Source organism: Fibrobacter sp., from assembly GCF_017545445.1.
Lineage (GTDB): Bacteria > Fibrobacterota > Fibrobacteria > Fibrobacterales > Fibrobacteraceae > Fibrobacter.
Genome location: NZ_JAFWOM010000043.1, coordinates 78,893 through 97,272, shown reverse-complemented (window position 1 = coordinate 97,272; position 18,380 = coordinate 78,893). Strand labels below are relative to the sequence as shown.

General features: G+C 47.0%; 11 protein-coding genes and 2 tRNA genes. 11 read left to right on the top strand and 2 right to left on the bottom strand.

Annotated features, from left to right (window positions below):
• Positions 1 to 389 precede the first annotated feature (389 nt).
• Positions 390 to 1,100: a hypothetical protein gene (locus IKG78_RS05385; RefSeq protein WP_290940517.1), complete on the top strand. Its 711-nt coding sequence runs from the start codon at positions 390 to 392 to the stop codon at positions 1,098 to 1,100.
• On the opposite strand, the gene IKG78_RS05380 is transcribed toward IKG78_RS05385, so the two are convergent.
• On the bottom strand, positions 1,020 to 1,997 hold the full coding sequence (locus IKG78_RS05380; protein WP_290940514.1) for a hypothetical protein: 978 nt from the start codon (positions 1,995 to 1,997) through the stop codon (positions 1,020 to 1,022). The genes IKG78_RS05385 and IKG78_RS05380 overlap by 81 nt on opposite strands.
• A gap of 80 nt (positions 1,998 to 2,077) precedes the next feature.
• Between IKG78_RS05380 and IKG78_RS05375 the strand changes: the two genes are divergently transcribed.
• From IKG78_RS05375 to IKG78_RS05345, 7 genes are all read left to right on the top strand, one after another.
• A complete protein-coding gene (locus tag IKG78_RS05375; RefSeq protein ID WP_290940512.1) occupies positions 2,078 to 2,521 on the top strand; it encodes a hypothetical protein in 444 nt (147 codons plus the stop codon).
• Positions 2,522 to 2,826: 305 nt separating this feature from the next.
• A complete protein-coding gene (tpiA, locus tag IKG78_RS05370) occupies positions 2,827 to 3,588 on the top strand; it encodes a triose-phosphate isomerase (RefSeq protein WP_072827325.1) in 762 nt (253 codons plus the stop codon).
• A 38-nt stretch (positions 3,589 to 3,626) separates the two neighbouring features.
• Complete coding sequence (secG, locus tag IKG78_RS05365) at positions 3,627 to 4,145, top strand: preprotein translocase subunit SecG (RefSeq protein WP_290940473.1); 519 nt, start codon at positions 3,627 to 3,629, stop codon at positions 4,143 to 4,145.
• Positions 4,146 to 4,193: 48 nt separating this feature from the next.
• Positions 4,194 to 4,277, top strand: a tRNA-Leu gene (locus tag IKG78_RS05360).
• A 118-nt stretch (positions 4,278 to 4,395) separates the two neighbouring features.
• Positions 4,396 to 5,511: a hypothetical protein gene (locus IKG78_RS05355; RefSeq protein ID WP_290940468.1), complete on the top strand. Its 1,116-nt coding sequence runs from the start codon at positions 4,396 to 4,398 to the stop codon at positions 5,509 to 5,511.
• A gap of 40 nt (positions 5,512 to 5,551) precedes the next feature.
• Entirely contained in the window at positions 5,552 to 6,913 is a 1,362-nt protein-coding gene (gene murD / locus IKG78_RS05350; RefSeq protein ID WP_290940463.1) for a UDP-N-acetylmuramoyl-L-alanine--D-glutamate ligase, read from the top strand.
• A gap of 158 nt (positions 6,914 to 7,071) precedes the next feature.
• A tRNA-Leu gene (locus IKG78_RS05345) sits at positions 7,072 to 7,155 on the top strand.
• 63 nt (positions 7,156 to 7,218) lie between these two features.
• On the opposite strand, the gene IKG78_RS05340 is transcribed toward IKG78_RS05345, so the two are convergent.
• Positions 7,219 to 12,933 carry an FISUMP domain-containing protein gene (locus IKG78_RS05340; protein WP_290940457.1) on the bottom strand — a complete coding sequence of 1,905 codons (5,715 nt, stop codon included), beginning with the start codon at positions 12,931 to 12,933 and terminating at the stop codon, positions 7,219 to 7,221.
• Positions 12,934 to 13,490: 557 nt separating this feature from the next.
• On the opposite strand from IKG78_RS05340, the gene thiC reads away from it, so the two are divergent.
• From thiC to IKG78_RS05325, 3 genes are read left to right on the top strand one after another with little or no spacing between them, the layout of a single operon-like run.
• Complete coding sequence (gene thiC, locus IKG78_RS05335) at positions 13,491 to 15,107, top strand: phosphomethylpyrimidine synthase ThiC (protein WP_290940454.1); 1,617 nt, start codon at positions 13,491 to 13,493, stop codon at positions 15,105 to 15,107.
• A gap of 42 nt (positions 15,108 to 15,149) precedes the next feature.
• The gene (locus tag IKG78_RS05330; protein ID WP_290940451.1) at positions 15,150 to 16,928 is read left to right on the top strand and encodes an AAA family ATPase; all 1,779 of its coding nucleotides are present in this window, start codon (positions 15,150 to 15,152) and stop codon (positions 16,926 to 16,928) included.
• A 22-nt stretch (positions 16,929 to 16,950) separates the two neighbouring features.
• Complete coding sequence (locus IKG78_RS05325; protein WP_290940448.1) at positions 16,951 to 18,375, top strand: hypothetical protein; 1,425 nt, start codon at positions 16,951 to 16,953, stop codon at positions 18,373 to 18,375.
• Positions 18,376 to 18,380 lie beyond the last annotated feature (5 nt).

Here is an 18,380-nt window from a genome sequence, read left to right as displayed (position 1 = left end):
AGCGGGCGACTCCATACCTTCACTGGATCCCCTCCGCTCCGCTTCGAGGATGACACTTCCAACATCCTACAGTCTACTTCCTACCGCCTACGTCCGACATCCTACCGCCAATATCTACTAAAATTTTTCTTCCTGAAAAAACAATAAACCTCGGCCTTTCCTTTTTAGCCATTTAGGGAGAGCCGGGGTTTTCTTTTATTTTAAATTGTAAGTTATCAACATTTCACAGAGTTGTAAGTCGTTGATACTTCATAATTTACATAACTTTAACTTTTGGGATAGACCCAATTCGTGTAAATTTATCTATCTTCATAGGTATGATTAAAAGCATAAAATTAACAGCTATTGTTATATGTTTTTTCGCCTCGTTTTCGATGGCCGATAACAGCATGCCCAAAAACTGTCCGCATCTTTTGACGAACTCGTCAATCGTCGTTAACATCGAAGGACGTTTCGTCAACGAAGAAAAGAACAGGGCTAGCGTGTCTGTCGAATGGAGACACCACAACGAAACGTTAGATACATTCTTTGTAAACCTTTATGACGGTCACTCGTTCGCGTTCATCACATCCGGCAGCTACCGCTACATGGAAATCGGAGATTCAAAAATCAAACGGCAGCTCGGACTGCACCACCTCAAAGAGACTATCGGAAAAACGCCGCTTAGACTTGACGACCTAGAACTCCTCGCCAACGGCTACTTCAAATGCCCCGACTCGACAAGGAGCACCTCCCCCAATGTCTTTGCTACTTCGAACTCCATGATGTGGTGGAGTCTCGTCATTGATTCTCTCCCCAAACCAGGCAAAGCGGTCATGCACGGAGCATCAAGATCACGCTATTTCGCACTTTCAAACTGGAAATCTTACGCCAACGAGGAACTTCCGACTCTAGTGAACGTCGCCAGCAGCAATTACGGCGGAAACATCTGGATTAGATCCGCTTACCCGGCCCAAGCACTGAAAACGGACCCGTTGCTCAAGTCGATAAAGTCTAAAATATTATTCCCAGTCCCTAAGTTATTTGGGAAAATTGCCATGGAAGGGGAACGAAAAATACCCCTTATACTCAAGCTGAACAAGAAGCTGCTGGGCGAATGAGCCATTATAAAAGCGCTTCTTGTCACGATTCCACATACCGGCTTTGACGATAAAATTGCGAAGACCATCCATCCAAGAGAAGTGAGCTCCGACAAGCATCATACGGTAACTCAAGGATTCTTTTTTCACGCTACCGCCACTACGTAGAAGTCCCGTTTTCAGGAACAATCCCTCGTAAATGACGGATACGAGACTCGACACCGGCAGTCGCCCAAAACTTTGGATTTGGACGATATAGTCTCGGCTGAACACAGGCATATTACGTTCGTAATCATAGCTTTTGCCATCGAAATCCGTACTGATATCCGAAAGGATATAATGAGCCCCAATGCCAATAAGGCCTCCATGCGGCAAACTATAACTGAGATCAAGCCCCATGTCGAACAGCTGGGCATAGTCAAATTCCGATTTTCCAACGTGGTCCAAAATGTAATCAGAATTCCATGTTTCAGCGATATGACCGCCGCCGCTGACATCAGCATTGACCATTTCAAGATTGGACTTGAAATAGAAGAAGCTTTCATAGACAAAATTGAACTCGATCTGCGGGTTCACCTTGAACGGACGAAGTCCAAGCCCTGCACTAAAGCCTCCATAAAACGGAGTGATTTCAATGGATCCATCCATTTTGAGATATGACGAAGCTATACCAAGCGGTTCGCCGTAATTTAACGGTTGCAAAGGTTCAAGCCATGTATAGCGCATTCCGGCACTCAATTGCGGAACCCACTGTCCCCAAACAATTGGCGAATTGACCATTCCTCCCCAAGAGAGGTTCGGTCCGTAGCGGAATCCGACAAGGCTGGACTGATCAAACCCCATCGCCCCAAGCGACATGGTGGCTAAAAAGGCGACATTAAGTAAAATAATTTTAAACAAAGCGTTAATCTTCTTCATTTCAATGTAAAATCTAAAAATTATTTAGCTACTTGCACAATAAATACTTATTTTGTGGTCATCAAATACAAGGAGATCCAATGAAATTTTCACATCTGTGCATAATTTCCTTCGGTGCCCTCATGCTTTTTGGATGCGCGAACAACAAGTATTCGTCGCCCGTGCTGATTGAACGCGGCGTGGGACAGAACGAATACGAACGCGAATACTTCGTTTCGAAGGAAAGCATGGGCATCGACAAACACCTGCAGAACACCTTCAAGCAGGGCTACGTCGAAGAAGGCATGACCACCGACATGGTGAACCTCTTGTGGGGACCACCAGACAAGGAACTTGCTGACGGCAAAATTTGGGAATACTACACACTCGAAGGAAAGCTCATCACACGCTTGTTCTGGAAAGCTCCGGAACAGGCTCGTTTGAAGGGTTACGAAGCGGAACTCGTCCTCGACAAGATGGAAGGCGACCGCTATGGTGGATCTCCTCCGCCGACCTCTAGCCGTTCGAGCAACTACGACCACTAGTTTATTAGGTGTTAGGGTTTAGGTAATAGGTAGTAAACAGTAAGCAGTGGTTAGTAGGCAGGGCGGTTTCGCCGCGATTATAAATCCTGACCACTAATCACTTAACTCTACCCCCTATAGCCTACAACCTATAACCTAAAATGCACTGCACCCCTTGGTTTAATGCCGAGGGGATTTTTTGTATTAGGGGTTAGGTATTAGGTAGGGAAAGTTTTTGGGGTGACAAGTGTAATCTAGGGTGACATTCATAATAGGATTTTCTACATTTACGCCCGTTAAATTTTAAACCTCTCAAGGAGTTAATTATGCGTCAGTATATCATTGCTGGTAACTGGAAGATGAACAAGACCGTTAGCGAATCCGTTCAGCTCGCTAAGGATATCGTGGAAGCTGTTAAGGATGTGAAGAAGACCGAAGTCGTGATCGCTCCGACCTACCTCGCTGCAGCTAAGGTTGCAGACGTTGTTAAGGGCACGAACGTGAAGCTCGCTATCCAGGACATCCACTGGAAGGACCAGGGCGCATACACGGGTAAGGTTTCCATCGACATGGTGAAGGAAATCGGTGCTGAATACGTGATCATCGGTCACTCCGAACAGCGTCAGTACTTCCACGAAACGGAAGAAACCGTGAACCTCAAGGTCAAGAAGACTCTCGAAGCTGGCCTCAAGCCGATCATCTGCATTGGCGAAACTCTCGACCAGCGCAACGGCGGCATCCTCAAGGAAGTTCTCGGCCTTCAAGTCAAGGGTGCATTCAAGGACGTTTCTGCTGAAGACGCCGCAAAGTGCGTTCTCGCTTACGAACCGGTTTGGGCAATCGGCACTGGCGTTACCGCTACCGACGAACAGGCTGAAGAAACACAGGCTTATGTCCGTTCCGTTGTTAAGGAAATCTACGGTGAAGCTGTTGCTGAAGGCATGCGCATCCAGTACGGTGGCTCCATGAAGGGCGCCAACGCAGCTGGCCTCCTCGCTCAGAAGGACATCGACGGTGGCCTTATCGGCGGTGCAGGTCTCAAGGCCAACACCTTCAAGGAAATCATCGACGCTGCAGAAGCTAAGTAATTTCCGACAAAACTTTAAACTCAAGGTAAAAAACGACTATGACAACTCTCTTTTGGGTATTGATCGTCCTCCACGTGTTCCTTTGCATTTTCCTCTCTCTCCTCGTTCTCGTTCAGAATGACAAGATGGGAGGTCTTGCTGGACTTGGTGGCATGACTTCGCAATCTGCATTTTCTACCGCCGGCGCAGCGACTTTCATCCAGAAGTTGACCCGTGTCGTCGCCGTGATTTTCTTCATCGTGGTTTTTGCTCTTGGCCTCATCACGGCTAAGCAAGACCAGGTTGTTGAAGAATCCGCCATGCAGAAGGCTACTCGCGAAAATGCAGCAGAACAAGCTGCACCGGCTGTTCCGGCACTCCCGGCAACGTTCAACGCTCCTGCCGAAGTTGCTCCTGCAGCACCTGCTGAAGTGAAGACCGAAGCTCCCGCTGAAGTCGCTCCAGCCGCACCTGCTGCCGAAGTGAAGGCCGAAGCACCGGCTCCAGAAGCTGCAGCTCCGGCTCCGGAAGCCCCAGCGAAACCCGCAAAGAAAGGCAAGAAGAAAGCAGCGAAGTAAGAGTTTGTAATTCGCCGTATCAGCAATGATTACGGCGAGCTACGCTCTGCGGTCGTGGTGGAATTGGTAGACACGCTAGCTTGAGGTGCTAGTGGGAGCAATCTCATGACAGTTCAAGTCTGTCCGACCGCATTCAGAAGTCCGTTCTCGAAAGAGAGCGGATTTTTGTTTTTGGTCATTGGTCAGTAGTCATTAGTCTATGGTTTTTGGTTATTGGTCAATGGTTATTGGAGAATTGTATATTGGATAAATGATGAGAGTTGTTCTGTGTTTAACGTTTTTACTTGCAGGTTGGTGTTTTTCGCAAGAAACACCGACAGAGCCGTTACATCCAACAGAGACTCTATCGACAGCAGCGGATTCAAATGGAATAGACACTCTATTCGCAGGCTTGCCCATAAAAGAACGAGCAGTACACGAAGCACGAATGCGTTTATACAATGCGCTAAAACTAGATGATCTTGAACGCGAGCCCGATGAAATTTTAAAACTTACCGAGCCAGGGAATCCGAACAAATCAATCATCACAGATTACGAAAGGTTGCAAATCTATTTATTCATTGAAAAATACGATTTGGCCGTTGATCTCTGGGTGAACAAGTACATTGACGACGAGCCCAGCGTAACAATTTTTCCAACGACAAAGAATTATCTAGGCGAATATTTAAACAAAGTAATAGACGCAAGTACAAATGAAGTACTAGTCCAGAAAATTCATCAAATAGAAGCGTCCGATATTTCACAAGAGCAAAAGGAATTGGCAAGGATTCTCGCCTGCTTGCCCAGAAGTTACAGTAGAAACCGAATCCGCGATGCCACAATTGGAGTACCGGACAAAGAAAGTTACGAAGAAAGTCTGAAGAGTCTAGAAAACTTCGAAAACAAATACCCCAATTTCCAATACATTCCGCAAATTCGACAAATAAAAAGCACCATTCAAAGACGATACGAAACACTAACTGCCAATCCTGCAACAAAAAAATTATATACGGGAGGATTAGGAGTCGAAGTATTTTATTCAACTCCAGGAAAAATATTCTTAAGTATTCCCATACAAGTTAAACGGATAATTTTCACAATGACAATCCTTGAAAAAAAGTTTGGGACACTAGGATTTGTAGCATACGATTCAGAGCGTTTCAAGATTCACCCATTTGTTGGCTTAGGGGAACACGATAGTGACAAAAAAACATTTGCAAAATACGCTGGAGCACAAGCGGATTGGCGTTTTTATTTAGGAAAACCCGATTCTGAATTTCACACTCAAGACTATTTAGCCCTGAAAATCAAATACGCAGCCGAATGGGATGGCAAGGAAGGCTTTCAAAACCATTTCATGATTGGTCTTGGCGCCCACATTTGGTAAGGGTTGCTAAATTTTAGTTGGAATTACATCAAGGATTTTTATGCAGAATACACTTGTTTCTCCAGTTGGAATTTTGGGCTTTGGCGTTGAGGGCCAGAGCACGTTACGTTATCTTTTCCGCGAAGGCGTCAAGGACATTGTCGTGATGGACAAAAACCCAGTCAGTTTGCCGGAAGTCCCTGCGGGCGTGAATGTCAAGGTGAGCAGCGGCGAGAACTATTTGGACGGGCTTAAGGACTGCGTGACGGTCGTGCGTTCAGCAGGCGTTTATCCGATGAGCAAGGAACTGTTCCAGTTCCAGATGAACGGTGGTCTCATGACAAGCCAGATTCAACTATTTTTGGAACAAACTCGTTCTGCAAAAGTAATCGGCGTGACAGGAACACTCGGCAAGGGTTCTACAGTAAGCATGATCAGCCATATTTTGGACAAGTGCGGCAAAGCGAACTCCATTGGCGGAAATTTTGGCGTGCCGGCTTTGGACTTGCTCGAAGACGAGACTCCGGACCGCATCAGCATTTTAGAACTTTCGAGTTTTCAGCTTATGACGTTGTCTGTATCGCCAGACGTGGGCGTTGTTTTGCGCGTTTCGACAGAACATTTGGACTGGCACAAAAGCGTGGAAGAATACCGCGACGCAAAGGCAAATCTCGTGCGTTGGCAAAAGCGTGACGGTGCATGCGTTTATCTGAAAGACGCAGAACCGACCGCAAAGATTGCCGCAGAAAGCCCGGCCAAGACAAAGTATGCCGTAAGCCTCGCTGATGGCCCTAGCGCAGGCGATGGAGATGCCGTGATTGACGGAGCGACGCTTACGATTAGCGGACAAACGCTAGACCTCGCCGACTGCAAGGTGCGCGGTATTTATCAGCTCGAAAACATGGCGGCAGCAACACTCGCCTGTAAAGCCATCGGTATTGGTGTTGCCGAAGCGTTCGAAGCACTCAAAAGCTACGAAACTCTCCCCTACCGCATGGAGTTCAAAGGCGAAAAAAACGGCATTGAATTCTACAACGACAGCTATGCCACACGCCCAGATGCAACGATTGCAGCAACAGGCAGCATGAAACGCCCATTCGCGTTAATTCTCGGCGGTTCGGAAAAGAATGCCGACTTCACGGAATTGTCTAAAATTCTTGTGGAACAGCGCCCGAACTTGAAACGCATCGCGCTGATTGGCGCAACCGCAGAACGCATGCTAGACGACTTGAAAAAAGCAGGAGTCGATGAAGCGGGCATTAAAACCGCTATCTTCCCCACTCTCGAAGAAGCGTTTGCAGATAGCTTAAATATTGGTAAAGGCGGCACAGTCATTATGAGCCCCGCATGTGCAAGCTTCGGTCTGTTCAAGAACTACAAAGTTCGCGGACAAGTCTTTGACAAATTAGTTGCTGGGATCTAACTGTAATAGGGAATACCGTCCCCGGAACAGAGTCCGGGGTGACAGGCCGGAGGGGCAAAGCCCCCTTTGAGCAAAAAAAAAATGATAAAAATGAGCCTTTACCCCTTTACATGATCTAGCATTTATACTATATTTGTTGCCGTTCCGCTAAGGACTACGCGGTCGTGGTGGAATTGGTAGACACGCTAGCTTGAGGTGCTAGTGGGAGCGATCTCATGACAGTTCAAGTCTGTCCGACCGCAGAAAAGGACTCGATGAAAATCGAGTCTTTTTTTAGTATTTCACCTTTGTCTCTAACCGCATTTCTAGTCCTTCACACAGCGGACGGAATACCCATTAGCTTTAAGGTCCTCTCTCATATTGATATTGCCATAAAAGTAACCCATTCCAACGATTAAAGCTTTGTCATCATCTAATTCTTTTGATGTCCAAAAATCCGCATTATAACCACCGATGCTGAAACTTCCTTCATCGGACATTTCTTCTGGAGGACTCCACCAGCAGCCAACAGGTTGCACCGAGAATCCATACTCATCGGGACCTCCGCCATTAACATCTTTATAATCCACCCAGCCTTCTGACGATTTAAGAGCATTTGCAGCCGTAGTAGAATCCCCAACAGCATTAATTAATTTTTTCCAATCCTTTTCCGTCGGCAAATGCCAACCGGCAGGGCACGCTTTCATAGCATCCGCCCAAGTGTAGATGCTTCCAAATTCAGCACAACCTGTAGAATCAAAATCAAAGCACAAACTCTTTTCCGTTTTGAAGTTTAAGTTTTGAGCCATCCATGTCTGCGAACCGATTTTCACGGTCTTGTAAGTTTGTCCGTCACGGGAATCGACAAGAGAACCTTTTTCGACACTCGACGGAGCTATTATCGAAGATGATTTCTTCTCTATTTTTTTGCCATCGTCTTTTTGCGGATAATCCTTGATGCAACGGACACTAATCGCTTTGTACGTATAGTTGTCTGTGCGTACAACACTATCTTGGCAATAGTCAAAACACATTTCAACTTCCATGGATTTATCATCTTTTTCAGCCGTATGGAAACATGCCATGTACCCATCTTGTTGGGTTACAGGTCCATATCCATATCCGCTGTATATTCCTACAGGACGCACCGTGAAACCAAATTCATCTGTGCCGTTGCCATCTTTATCCAAACCGGTTTTAGATTTGCAATCAAGCCAATCTTTTATGGATTTTAGTTTTTTCCCGGCTACAGATGCTCCGCCCACAGCCACAAACAAAGTATCCCATTCGGCTTCTGTAGGCAAGTGCCAACCCACAGGACAAACCGTCTTCAACGCTTGCCATTCATAAAGGCGACCATTATTAACGCAGTTGATGGTATCGTCATCATAACAGTTACTGTGTTCTGTTTCGTACTTTATATTTTCGGCCATCCATGTATAATTGCCAAAGGTAACGGTCTTGTACGTTTGTCCGTCACGAGGGTCTTTCATAACACCCCATGCAGACGATTTTCCCGAAAGGGAATCCGATGTTTCCGTCGGTACTTGCGGCGGATCATTCTTTACGCAACGGATGTTAAGCAATGAATTCTTAGCGATTTCTTCAATAGGTTTATCTTTCTGTCTATCATGCAAAACAAACGCAAACGCTTCGTCCGCATCATATTTTGAAGAACTCCAGAAAAATGCGGCATTATACTTTCTATCAGAACTGTACCTATAAGGTACATGTCTTAGACTCGTCGGGAGTGCCGAAAAACCAAATTTATCCATACCATTGCGGTCGTTTTTCCATCCAACAACGGCCTTGAGTGCAACTTGGGCGAAAGATGGACCTCCAACGGTTTCTAAAAGGGTTCCCCATTCCTTGCTTGTCGGCAAATGCCAACCATCAGGGCAAATTCCACGTACAGGTTCCGTCGGGAAGCATGCTTTTCTATAACCGCATTCCTTGCCATTTTCGGAATACACCGCAACGCTGTCCATCGCGAGAGACCATGGATAAAGACGACCAAATTTAGAACACATAATTACGTTATCATCACTACATTCGCTATATTCAGTTTCATAATTCAAGTTCTCGGCCATCCAAGTTTGCTTGCCTATGGTAACAGTCCTGTAAATTTGTCCATCACGGGTATCCACAAGAAGGCTAGAATCAAGCTTTGAGTCAGAAACAGCGACATTCGCTTGTCTTAAATGATTGTCGTCTATATTCCCATCCTTCACACAACGGACCCTTTTTCTTTCACGCTGTTTTTCATTTAAGTTCAGACTCGCTTTATCCCAATCACCATACACCCCTACAGAATACGCTAAACTATATCCTTTTTCCGTAGAACTCCAATAACCACCGCCAGGGATTGCAGAAAAGCCGTAATCATCAGAGCCTATAGCATCGCCATTCCATCCCGTTACTGTTTTAAGAGCCTTTCCTGCCGATTCCATTCCACCGACAGATGCAAACAGGACATTCCATTCGATTTGCGAGGGTAAATGCCAACCTGTCGGACAAATACCATGTACCGGATAAGTCGGGATGCAACTCTTTTCGGCTCCACAGCCCTTAGCATCCTGAGAATAAACTCCAGCACTATCCATAGCATCGCTCCACTTGTAATAACGCCCGAATTTATCGCAATAACTTGCACTGTCCTTCTTTGTGCTGTCACTGCTACAGTAGCTATCCGGAGTTGCAAAGTTCAAGTCTTCCGCCATCCAAACCTGCTTGCCAATTTTTACGGTCTTATAGGTTCGACCATCACGGGCATCGGTAAGCAGAGAATCTTCTATCATCTTTTTCTTACTGCCATCCGACAAATCCCCTTTGATGCAGCGAACTGAAAAAGCATTATCCTTAGGAAAGCTATAAAAAAATGCGTTATCGCTATAGTAAAGCAAATACACAGCATTCGCCAAAATTCCATTATCAAAGCTCCAGAAAAATGCACTTCGGCCTATCTTGCTATTCCAAACACTGCCGCTGGAAAAAAAGCCCTCATAGTCCTTATGACTAAAAACATTGACAGGAAGAGCCGAAAAACCGTACGCATCCGAACCATTTCCATGGCCATACCATTCCGTTGATGATTTAAGATATTTACCTGCAACCGACTGTCCGCCCACGGCAGCAAAAAGAGTATCCCAGTCCACGCGCATTGGCAAACGCCACCCCGTAGGGCAAGCTTCTTTCGCCAAGTTCCATGAGTACAAACGACCGTATTTAGCGCAGACACCTGTAGAATCACCTTTGCAAATGCTGTTTTCCACGTTGTAACTAAGGTTTTGCGCCATCCAAGTCTGCGTACCTATAGTAACGGTCTTGTAAACATGGCCATCGCGAGAATCTGTAAATAAACCTTCGACAATAGCTTCAACATGGTTCGGCAAAACCGCTGACGAATCGACAACACTCTCACCACTAACATTGCGCTGTTGCACATTTTCATCACTAGTTTCTCGTTTTTCGTCTTTAGCGTTACTCAAGTCCAAGCCATCCTTCACACAGCGAACAGACATTTTACTTTCTTTAGAATTTTCCAACAGATTTGCATGATTCCCACTCATAGCGATATGAGATTCACGCCCGGTAAGATCGATGCGATAAGTATCTTTGCTTGTCGTCAAGCCCATATAATAAGCTTGCTTATCTCCTTCAAATTGCGTAGAACTCCAAAATTCAGCTTTATCATTATTTTCAGTAAACTCGCCTTCGTAACTTTTATGATAAACTACAGGGAGGGCTGCAAAACCATAATCATCAGAGCCATTCATTCCACCAGCCCAGCCGTTTTTCGATTTAAGCTCAGTTCCTGCAATTTTTTCGCCCCCCACATCCGAAATCATGATCGTCCATTCTCTTAACGATGGCAAATGCCAACCATCAGGGCATACACCTCGAACAGGAGGCTTCGGGTCACACCGTTTCATAAACCCCGAACCATCACCATCCTCATCAATCCATTGTTCTTCACATTGAATGGCTCCATACCACGTATAGAAACGCCCGTATTTTTTGCATTTTGCAACGCTATCGCCATGGCAGAAACTATTCTTTGTTTTATAGTTCAAGTTTTCGGCCATCCAGGTTTGCGAACCGATTTTTACCGTTTTATAGGTATGACCATCGCGAGCATCTTTGAGTGGAGCTGCCTTAACCACCCCAACTTTGCGAAGAACTTTAGGAGCTTTATTTTTAAGGCAACGGACAGGAATAGCCGTTTTTTCGATACTGAAATTTTCGATACTGAAACGATGTGGCTTGTAGCCCTGGTTCCAAGGGAACGGGGAGTTCTTAGCATTACCGATACAGGAACGAGTCCATTTCATATTATCTTTTTCCAAAGCGACCGTTTGTTTAAAGCCTTTATTATTCTTGCTGTTTGTCGTACTCCACCACTCTGTGTTAAGGCCTCCTTTTCCAAAATTTTCCCCATATTTGTAACCGGCAGGGAGTGCCGAAAAGCCATACTTATCCAAACCGGCTATACTGTCATTCCAGCCGACTTTAGACTTGAGTTCCAAAGCAGCAATATCACGATTGCCCACAGTAATGATTAAATCTTCCCAATCTTCAATCGAAGGCAAGTGCCAACCGTCAGGACATGCAACATTTGCAACCTCCCATTCATAAAGACGACCATATAGTGCACAATTTTTTACGTTATCATCATAACAATAGCTGTTTTCGGTTTCATAATTCAAATTTTCAGCCATCCAAGTCTGTTCACCTATAGCAACAGTCCTGTAAGTTTTTCCATCACGTTTATCCGTAAAAGCAGCAACGATTTTATCTTGCTTTTTTTGTTCCGCACGTTCAGCCTCTCCCAAAAGACAACGAACATGCAAGCCCTTTGATTTGGCTTCTCGTGCGACATCTGCAGAACCATCCTTAGAGGGCATATCGATGTGATAAGCGTTATCCTTGTCATCCTCCGTCGAGCTCCAGTAATTTGGTTCCAACGCCAAGAAACCAAATTCATCTGTACCATCGACTCGATAAAATTCAATAAACGGGCCACGCATTCTTTCTCCGCCACTTCCGCTTGCTTTTCCCCTGAGCATCTTGCCCGCCACAGATTTTCCACCGGCAAAAGAAATCAACGTTTTCCATTCGGCTCGTGTCGGCAAATGCCAACCATCCGGGCAAGCATTCATGGCAGCATCCCATGTGTAACTACGCCCAGATTCAGTACACTTCACCAAATCACAGGAACTATTTTCAACGTTATAGTTCAAGTTTTCAGCCATCCATGTCTGAGTTCCGATTTTTACCGTTTTGTAAACTTGATTGTCGCGTAAATCGATAAGAAAATCCCCTTCCATTCGGGATCCCCGAGCAGCAGGAATTGTCGCAGCCGAAGACGAACTCACAGACTCTGCGGAACTGATTTGCTCAGCAGAACTATTTTGCTCTGCAGAACTGCTGGAATTTGGAGTTTCAGCCATGACGCAACGAACAGAAAGCCAGTGCTCAGCAACTTCACTTTCAACAACAGCTTTAGTGTTATAATAGTCAAGAACCATTGCATACGTATGATTCTGGGAATCACCCAGCGCTCCCCAAAAGAACGCAGACTTACCCTCAGCACCGTAATTTGATTCTCCATACTTAGCCCCTGCAGGGAGTGCCGAGAACCCATAATCATCCGTACCATTTCCGCCACCAACCCAACCTTCCGCTGATTTAAGATATTGACCGGCAACAGATTCCCCACCTATCGAAAAAATCAGGACACTCCAATCGAGAGGCGTCGGCAAACGCCAACCAGCCGGACAAACTTCATTTGCCGATTTCAATGAGTAAAGGCGACCATAATTAACACAGTTAAGAGCCTTATCGCCATAGCAATAGCTATCAGGCATTTCATAATTCATATTTTCGGCCATCCAAGTCTGTTCGCCAATCTTTATGGTCTTGTAAGTTTGACCGTCGCGAGAGTCCTTGAACGAACCGTAATTTAGAGATTTATTCAAACCGTAAACAACAATAAGCAGCAAAGCGCTAACAAAAGATACCCAAACAACTCGTTTATGCATAATACCCATCCTTTACTTAGGATATAAATACAAAAATAGCTAATAAAGTCACTCTCCTTTTAGGTAAAAAGATTTTTTGGAAAATCAAATAATTCACTGGATCCTGCTCCTACGAACCTAAACGATACTCGCCACTTTAGTGGCCTAGTAGAGTTATGCTCTTTGAGTATAATTCAACTAAGGCACTAATAGCATGCGAAGCGAGTGCCGCAAAAAATGCTTGCATTTTTTATGGTCGAGCTGATGTTGCGGACGCAAAGCGTCAAAGTGCCAAGTTTCATATATCACTGCGTTCAGGATGACGTTCACTTCCTACTTCCTACTGCCTACTTGTACTTTCGCTACGCTCAAGCACCAAATGCTGGCCTCGGTCATGTCCAAGCAAGCTTGGCCGCGACGCTCGACCTACGCATTTGTCCTACTGTTTACTAACCACTAACCACTAACCACTAATCACTAATCACTATATTATCTATATTATTGGTGGGGTGCCGTACCCATGTCGGCTGAGATTATACCCCTTGAACTTGGTTCGTAATTGAACAAAAGGAACGTTTATGTCTGAAACCAATGGCTTTTTCAAGCCGTTTCCGCAGTCTCGCAAGATTTATGTCCCCGGTAAACTTTTTCCGGATTTGAAAGTCGCCATGCGCGAAATCACGCTCGACGACCCCAAATGCCCCGTGCTCCCTGTCTATGATACGAGTGGTGCTTATGGCGACCCCGACAAGACGATTGATGTAAAGAAAGGACTTGAACGCATCCGTGAACCGTGGATTCGCGAACGCCAAGAAAAAGACGGCGGACACAAGACGCAGATGCAGTATGCCCGCGAAGGCGTCATCACCCGCGAAATGGAATACGTGGCCATCCGCGAAAACCAGAAGATGGACGAAATCTTCGGCAGCAACGGAAACGCCATCACGCCGGAATTCGTACGCAAGGAACTCGCCGAAGGCCGTGCCATCATCCCCGCGAACGTGAACCACCCGGAATGCGAACCGATGATCATCGGCCGCAACTTCCTCACGAAAATCAACTCCAATATCGGTAACTCTTCTGTTGCCTCTTCCATTGAACAGGAAGTCGAAAAGATGGTCTGGTCCGTGCGTTGGGGTGCTGATACGGTGATGGACCTCTCGACCGGCAAGGACATCCACGAAACGCGCGAATGGATTTTGCGCAACAGCCCCGTGCCTATAGGAACGGTGCCAATGTACCAAGCACTCGAAAAGGTGAACGGCATCGCCGACGACCTCACGTGGGAAGTGTTCCGCGACACGCTTATCGAACAGGCGGAACAAGGCGTTGACTACTTTACGATCCACGCAGGACTTTTGCTCAAGTACGTGCCGTTCGCTTTGGAACGCACGACGGGCATCGTGAGCCGTGGCGGTTCTATCATCGCCCGCTGGTGCATGGTGCACAACCAAGAAAACTTCCTTTACACGCACTTCGACGAAATCTGCGATATTCTCGCGAAGTACGACGTTTGCGTTTCTTTGGGCGATGGGCTCCGTCCGGGTTCCATTGCAGATGCGAACGACATGGCCCAGTTCTCCGAACTCGATACGCTCGGCGAACTCACCGAAATCGCATGGAAGAAGGGCGTGCAAGTTATCATTGAAGGTCCGGGTCACGTGCCGATGCACAAGATTCGCGAAAACATGGACCGCCAAATTGAAATGTGCCACAACGCGCCGTTCTACACACTTGGCCCTCTCACCACGGATATCGCTCCAGGTTACGACCACATCACGTCTGCTATCGGAGCTGCTATGATTGGTTGGTTCGGTACCGCCATGCTCTGCTACGTGACGCCCAAAGAACACTTGGGCCTCCCGGACAAGAACGACGTTCGCGAAGGCGTGGTGACCTACAAGCTCGCCGCCCATGCCGCAGACCTCGCCAAGGGTCACTTTGCAGCACACTTCCGCGATGACGCACTTTCGCGTGCCCGTTTCAGCTTCCGCTGGAACGACCAGTTCGCGCTGTCGCTCGACCCGGAACGCGCTGTGGAATTCCACGACGAAACGCTCCCCGGCAACAACGCAAAGTCCTCGCACTTCTGCTCGATGTGCGGCCCGAAGTTCTGCTCGATGCGCATATCCCGCGACATACAGGAATACGTGCGTACCGGAAAGCTCGATCCCAAAAGCGACCCGCTGAAATAAAGGAATTTTTTAATCATACAACCACCCAATCTGGAGGTGTCCATGGAAAACGCAAAAAAATTTCTCAATGACTTTATCAAAAGAAAGTTTTCCGACAAAAGCGAACTGAAGAAGGAACTGTTCAAAGCGGGCGTTGCCGCATTGAGCGAGGGCTGGACGTTCATGGACGCCACCTTCCAGTTGGGAGGAAAAGCAAGAGACGACGGTCTCTCCGCAGACGATGTAGAAAAAATTCTGCGTAACGCTTTTGCTGAAGAACGAAGAAAATCGGAACGCGATGAAGCTCAAAAGATCTCGACTTCACAAGCGCCAATATCCTCAGCACAAGCCCAGTCCATGCAACCCTCGATGGCCCAACCACAATCAGGCGCGGCCCCCATCCCCGCCATGGGCCCCACCATCATCTCGCCTATTCCGGCAAGCATGATGGAGCAGATGATTGCACTTGGTCTGGACTCGCAATCCCTTGAACTTTTACAGAACTTCAAGATTGACCCAGAAGCGCTTTCAATTCCGTGGCCCGCAGCCGACTGGCGAAAAGACCTTGCCAAGTTACTTTCTGCGACATTCAAGTCCGACGAAACCATCGAATTCAAAATTTCGAATACACCGACAAGTACGCAAGAACTTGTATCGAACATCATCGGCCAGGACGATGCTCTAAAGAAAATCATGAGGCAACTCGACAGCCCCGACGGAGCGCTTTTGACAATCAATGCGGTCAAGAGCGGGGCCGAGGCGACTGACGAAAGTTGGCATTTCCGTTACGTTGTCGTCGATAATCCGAAGATGACACTCGCAAAGCAGCTCGCTTATTACAAAGCTCTGAACCTCCCCTGTGCAGCCCTCATCAACACAGGTGCGAACTCCGTGCAAGCATGGATTAAAATCGAAGCAACCGATCTTGACGAATATAACGAACGCGTTGACTTTTTGTTCCAGACTTTGGAATCACAAGGGTTCAAAGTCGATGACGGCAACCGCAATCCGAACCAGATGGTTCGCATGCCTGGCGTGCTCCGCAACGGTAAGCAGCAATACCTTATCGCTTTAGATCAAGGCGCCAGGAACTTCACGGAATGGCGTGAATGGGCAGAATACACGCTAGACGGCAAACCGCTCATCGCTCTTGCAAGCGATAGCGACGAAGCCCCTAAAAAAGACCCTTGCGTTATCGAGAACGTTCTCCGCGCAGGCGAATTTTTCCTGTTCACGGCTCCGCCAAAAAGCGGAAAGTCACTAGCCCTCATGGACATGGGGCTTTCTATCTGCTACGGCGAAGACTGGTTCGGCAACACGACGAATTCGAACGACGTATTGTTCATTAATATGGAACTCACTAAGTCCGTATTTTTGAACCGCCTCTTTTTGCTTGGCGCAAAACGCAAGCTTAACGCCAGCACGCCGAGGTTCGGTTTCTTGAATCTTCGCGGTACAGCACTATCGCCCATTGAAATCGCACAACTTATTGTAAAACGTATTCAAGGTGCAAAGAAGCTCGAAAACCACGATTATAAAGTTGTCGTGATTGACCCGATTTCAGCCGTTCTCCACAATCCGAAGTCTGTCAGATTGAGCGGAGCTCCGCACCAAATTCTCATGCAAATGGTCGATACGATTATCTCCCTCACTGGCTGCGCAGTCGTATCTTCGTGCAACATAAATGAATACCCTTATCTCGAAGCGCGCGCCGACAGCGTCATGTCACTTTCCCCCGTCGAGGGAAGCCTCAACATGTATCAGATTAACGGTTCGTTCCGCGAATTTCCTAAAACGCTCGCCCGCGAATGTTCCTGGATTTATCCGAGATTTATAGTTTAATCATTCAACAGAACATTAAAAGATGTACAAACAAAGCAATCGATTTTCACGCCGCACGGAAAACAAAACGATGGGCAGAACCGTAAGCAAAACGGCACACAACAAAACCGTAGGTAATAGAATAGGAAAAGCTATCGCAGGAAACAAATTCAATGTTTCCAAAAAACACGATATCTACGCAGACGATGAATTAAATACAAAGAAAAGCGCCAAAACCGAAAAACCGGTCGTCCGTAAAATTCTTTCGTTCGAAGACATCAAGGCCCAAGTCTTAGCATGGATGACAAACGACCGCATTCCAGGTAAACTACAGGCTTGGTACACCGCCGACGCCATTCCCGAGCACAGCGACTGGAGAATCGTCAAAGAATACCGCGGTGTTCAAGAGAACTTGACCATCGAAGCGCCATCCCGTGAGATGAAGCCGATTGAGTTGGTCGTCCGCGTCATGGAACAACTCCATAAAGACCACCTGCACATTTTCAAAAAAGCATTACGTCAAATTTGGTTCCGAGCCACAGGTGACGGACGCTTCGCGCTTCTTGTACAAGTGAACGTCAAAGGAAAAATTTCGGCACACGGCTACAAGACGTTCGTCGATTTCGTCGAACGCAGCTGTCCCGAAGTCATCAGTTGCCACCAGATCCAGTGCCTCCCCGACCGCCTTTTTGACCCCGCCGATGCACGCGGAATGAAAATCGAAACGAAATGCTCGCTCGGCAGCGATTTCATGCCCATCGCAAGCACAGGATTCTGTATGCACGTCCTGGACTGGACTCCACGTATCAAAGATGCCTGGCTGAACTTCCCTACCCGCATCAAAGATGCAATTCACCCCAATCGTGAAGACCGGTTCTTCGAGTTCTGCTCCGGCTCGTCATACGTTTCGGCATGCCTTGCTCCATGCTTTAAGCAAGTCGAAGCTCTCGACTGTCGCGAATCCGCCATGCAGTCGTCCAGAATGAACATCAAGAACCTCGCGACATCGAACATGCGATTCCACCGCAGCCACCTCGATGCAAACTTTATCGCAAAGTTTTTCTCCAAGAGCGAAAACGCCGAAGGCCGCTGGACATTCTACGTCAACTTGACCGGAGAAGACATTCTAACCTCGGAAATCGAGCATACACTCGCCACCTCGCGTCCCGAAAGAATCCTCCTGCAGACCGGGAACCTAGAAACGGCTACCAAAGAAATCAAAGCGTTCCGAAACGAAGGCTATGTGCTGCGCAAATGCATCCCACTGTACATGGAACCGGGGCGCGGCAATTTTGAACTTCTCTTCCTGTTCGTCCCTGATCGCGTGGGTCTATTGGGCCAAAATCCGGCTCAAGCACACCGTTCTAGGAACATTCAACGCCCCAAAGAACGCCCACAACGTGCAAATATGTCCGATATTCCGCATTTTGTGCAAAAAACGCCGTCTTTTAAGCAAAGAAAAGATTAAATTAA

What these genes read in the sequence shown, in the direction of transcription:
- IKG78_RS05385 (WP_290940517.1), top strand. Translation starts at nt 390, where the DNA reads ATGCCCAAAAACTGTCCGCATCTTTTGACGAACTCGTCAATCGTCGTT.
- IKG78_RS05380 (WP_290940514.1), bottom strand. Translation starts at nt 1,997, where the DNA reads ATGAAGAAGATTAACGCTTTGTTTAAAATTATTTTACTTAATGTCGCC.
- IKG78_RS05375 (WP_290940512.1), top strand. Translation starts at nt 2,078, where the DNA reads ATGAAATTTTCACATCTGTGCATAATTTCCTTCGGTGCCCTCATGCTT.
- tpiA (WP_072827325.1), top strand. Translation starts at nt 2,827, where the DNA reads ATGCGTCAGTATATCATTGCTGGTAACTGGAAGATGAACAAGACCGTT.
- secG (WP_290940473.1), top strand. Translation starts at nt 3,627, where the DNA reads ATGACAACTCTCTTTTGGGTATTGATCGTCCTCCACGTGTTCCTTTGC.
- IKG78_RS05355 (WP_290940468.1), top strand. Translation starts at nt 4,396, where the DNA reads ATGATGAGAGTTGTTCTGTGTTTAACGTTTTTACTTGCAGGTTGGTGT.
- murD (WP_290940463.1), top strand. Translation starts at nt 5,552, where the DNA reads ATGCAGAATACACTTGTTTCTCCAGTTGGAATTTTGGGCTTTGGCGTT.
- IKG78_RS05340 (WP_290940457.1), bottom strand. Translation starts at nt 12,933, where the DNA reads ATGCATAAACGAGTTGTTTGGGTATCTTTTGTTAGCGCTTTGCTGCTT.
- thiC (WP_290940454.1), top strand. Translation starts at nt 13,491, where the DNA reads ATGTCTGAAACCAATGGCTTTTTCAAGCCGTTTCCGCAGTCTCGCAAG.
- IKG78_RS05330 (WP_290940451.1), top strand. Translation starts at nt 15,150, where the DNA reads ATGGAAAACGCAAAAAAATTTCTCAATGACTTTATCAAAAGAAAGTTT.
- IKG78_RS05325 (WP_290940448.1), top strand. Translation starts at nt 16,951, where the DNA reads ATGTACAAACAAAGCAATCGATTTTCACGCCGCACGGAAAACAAAACG.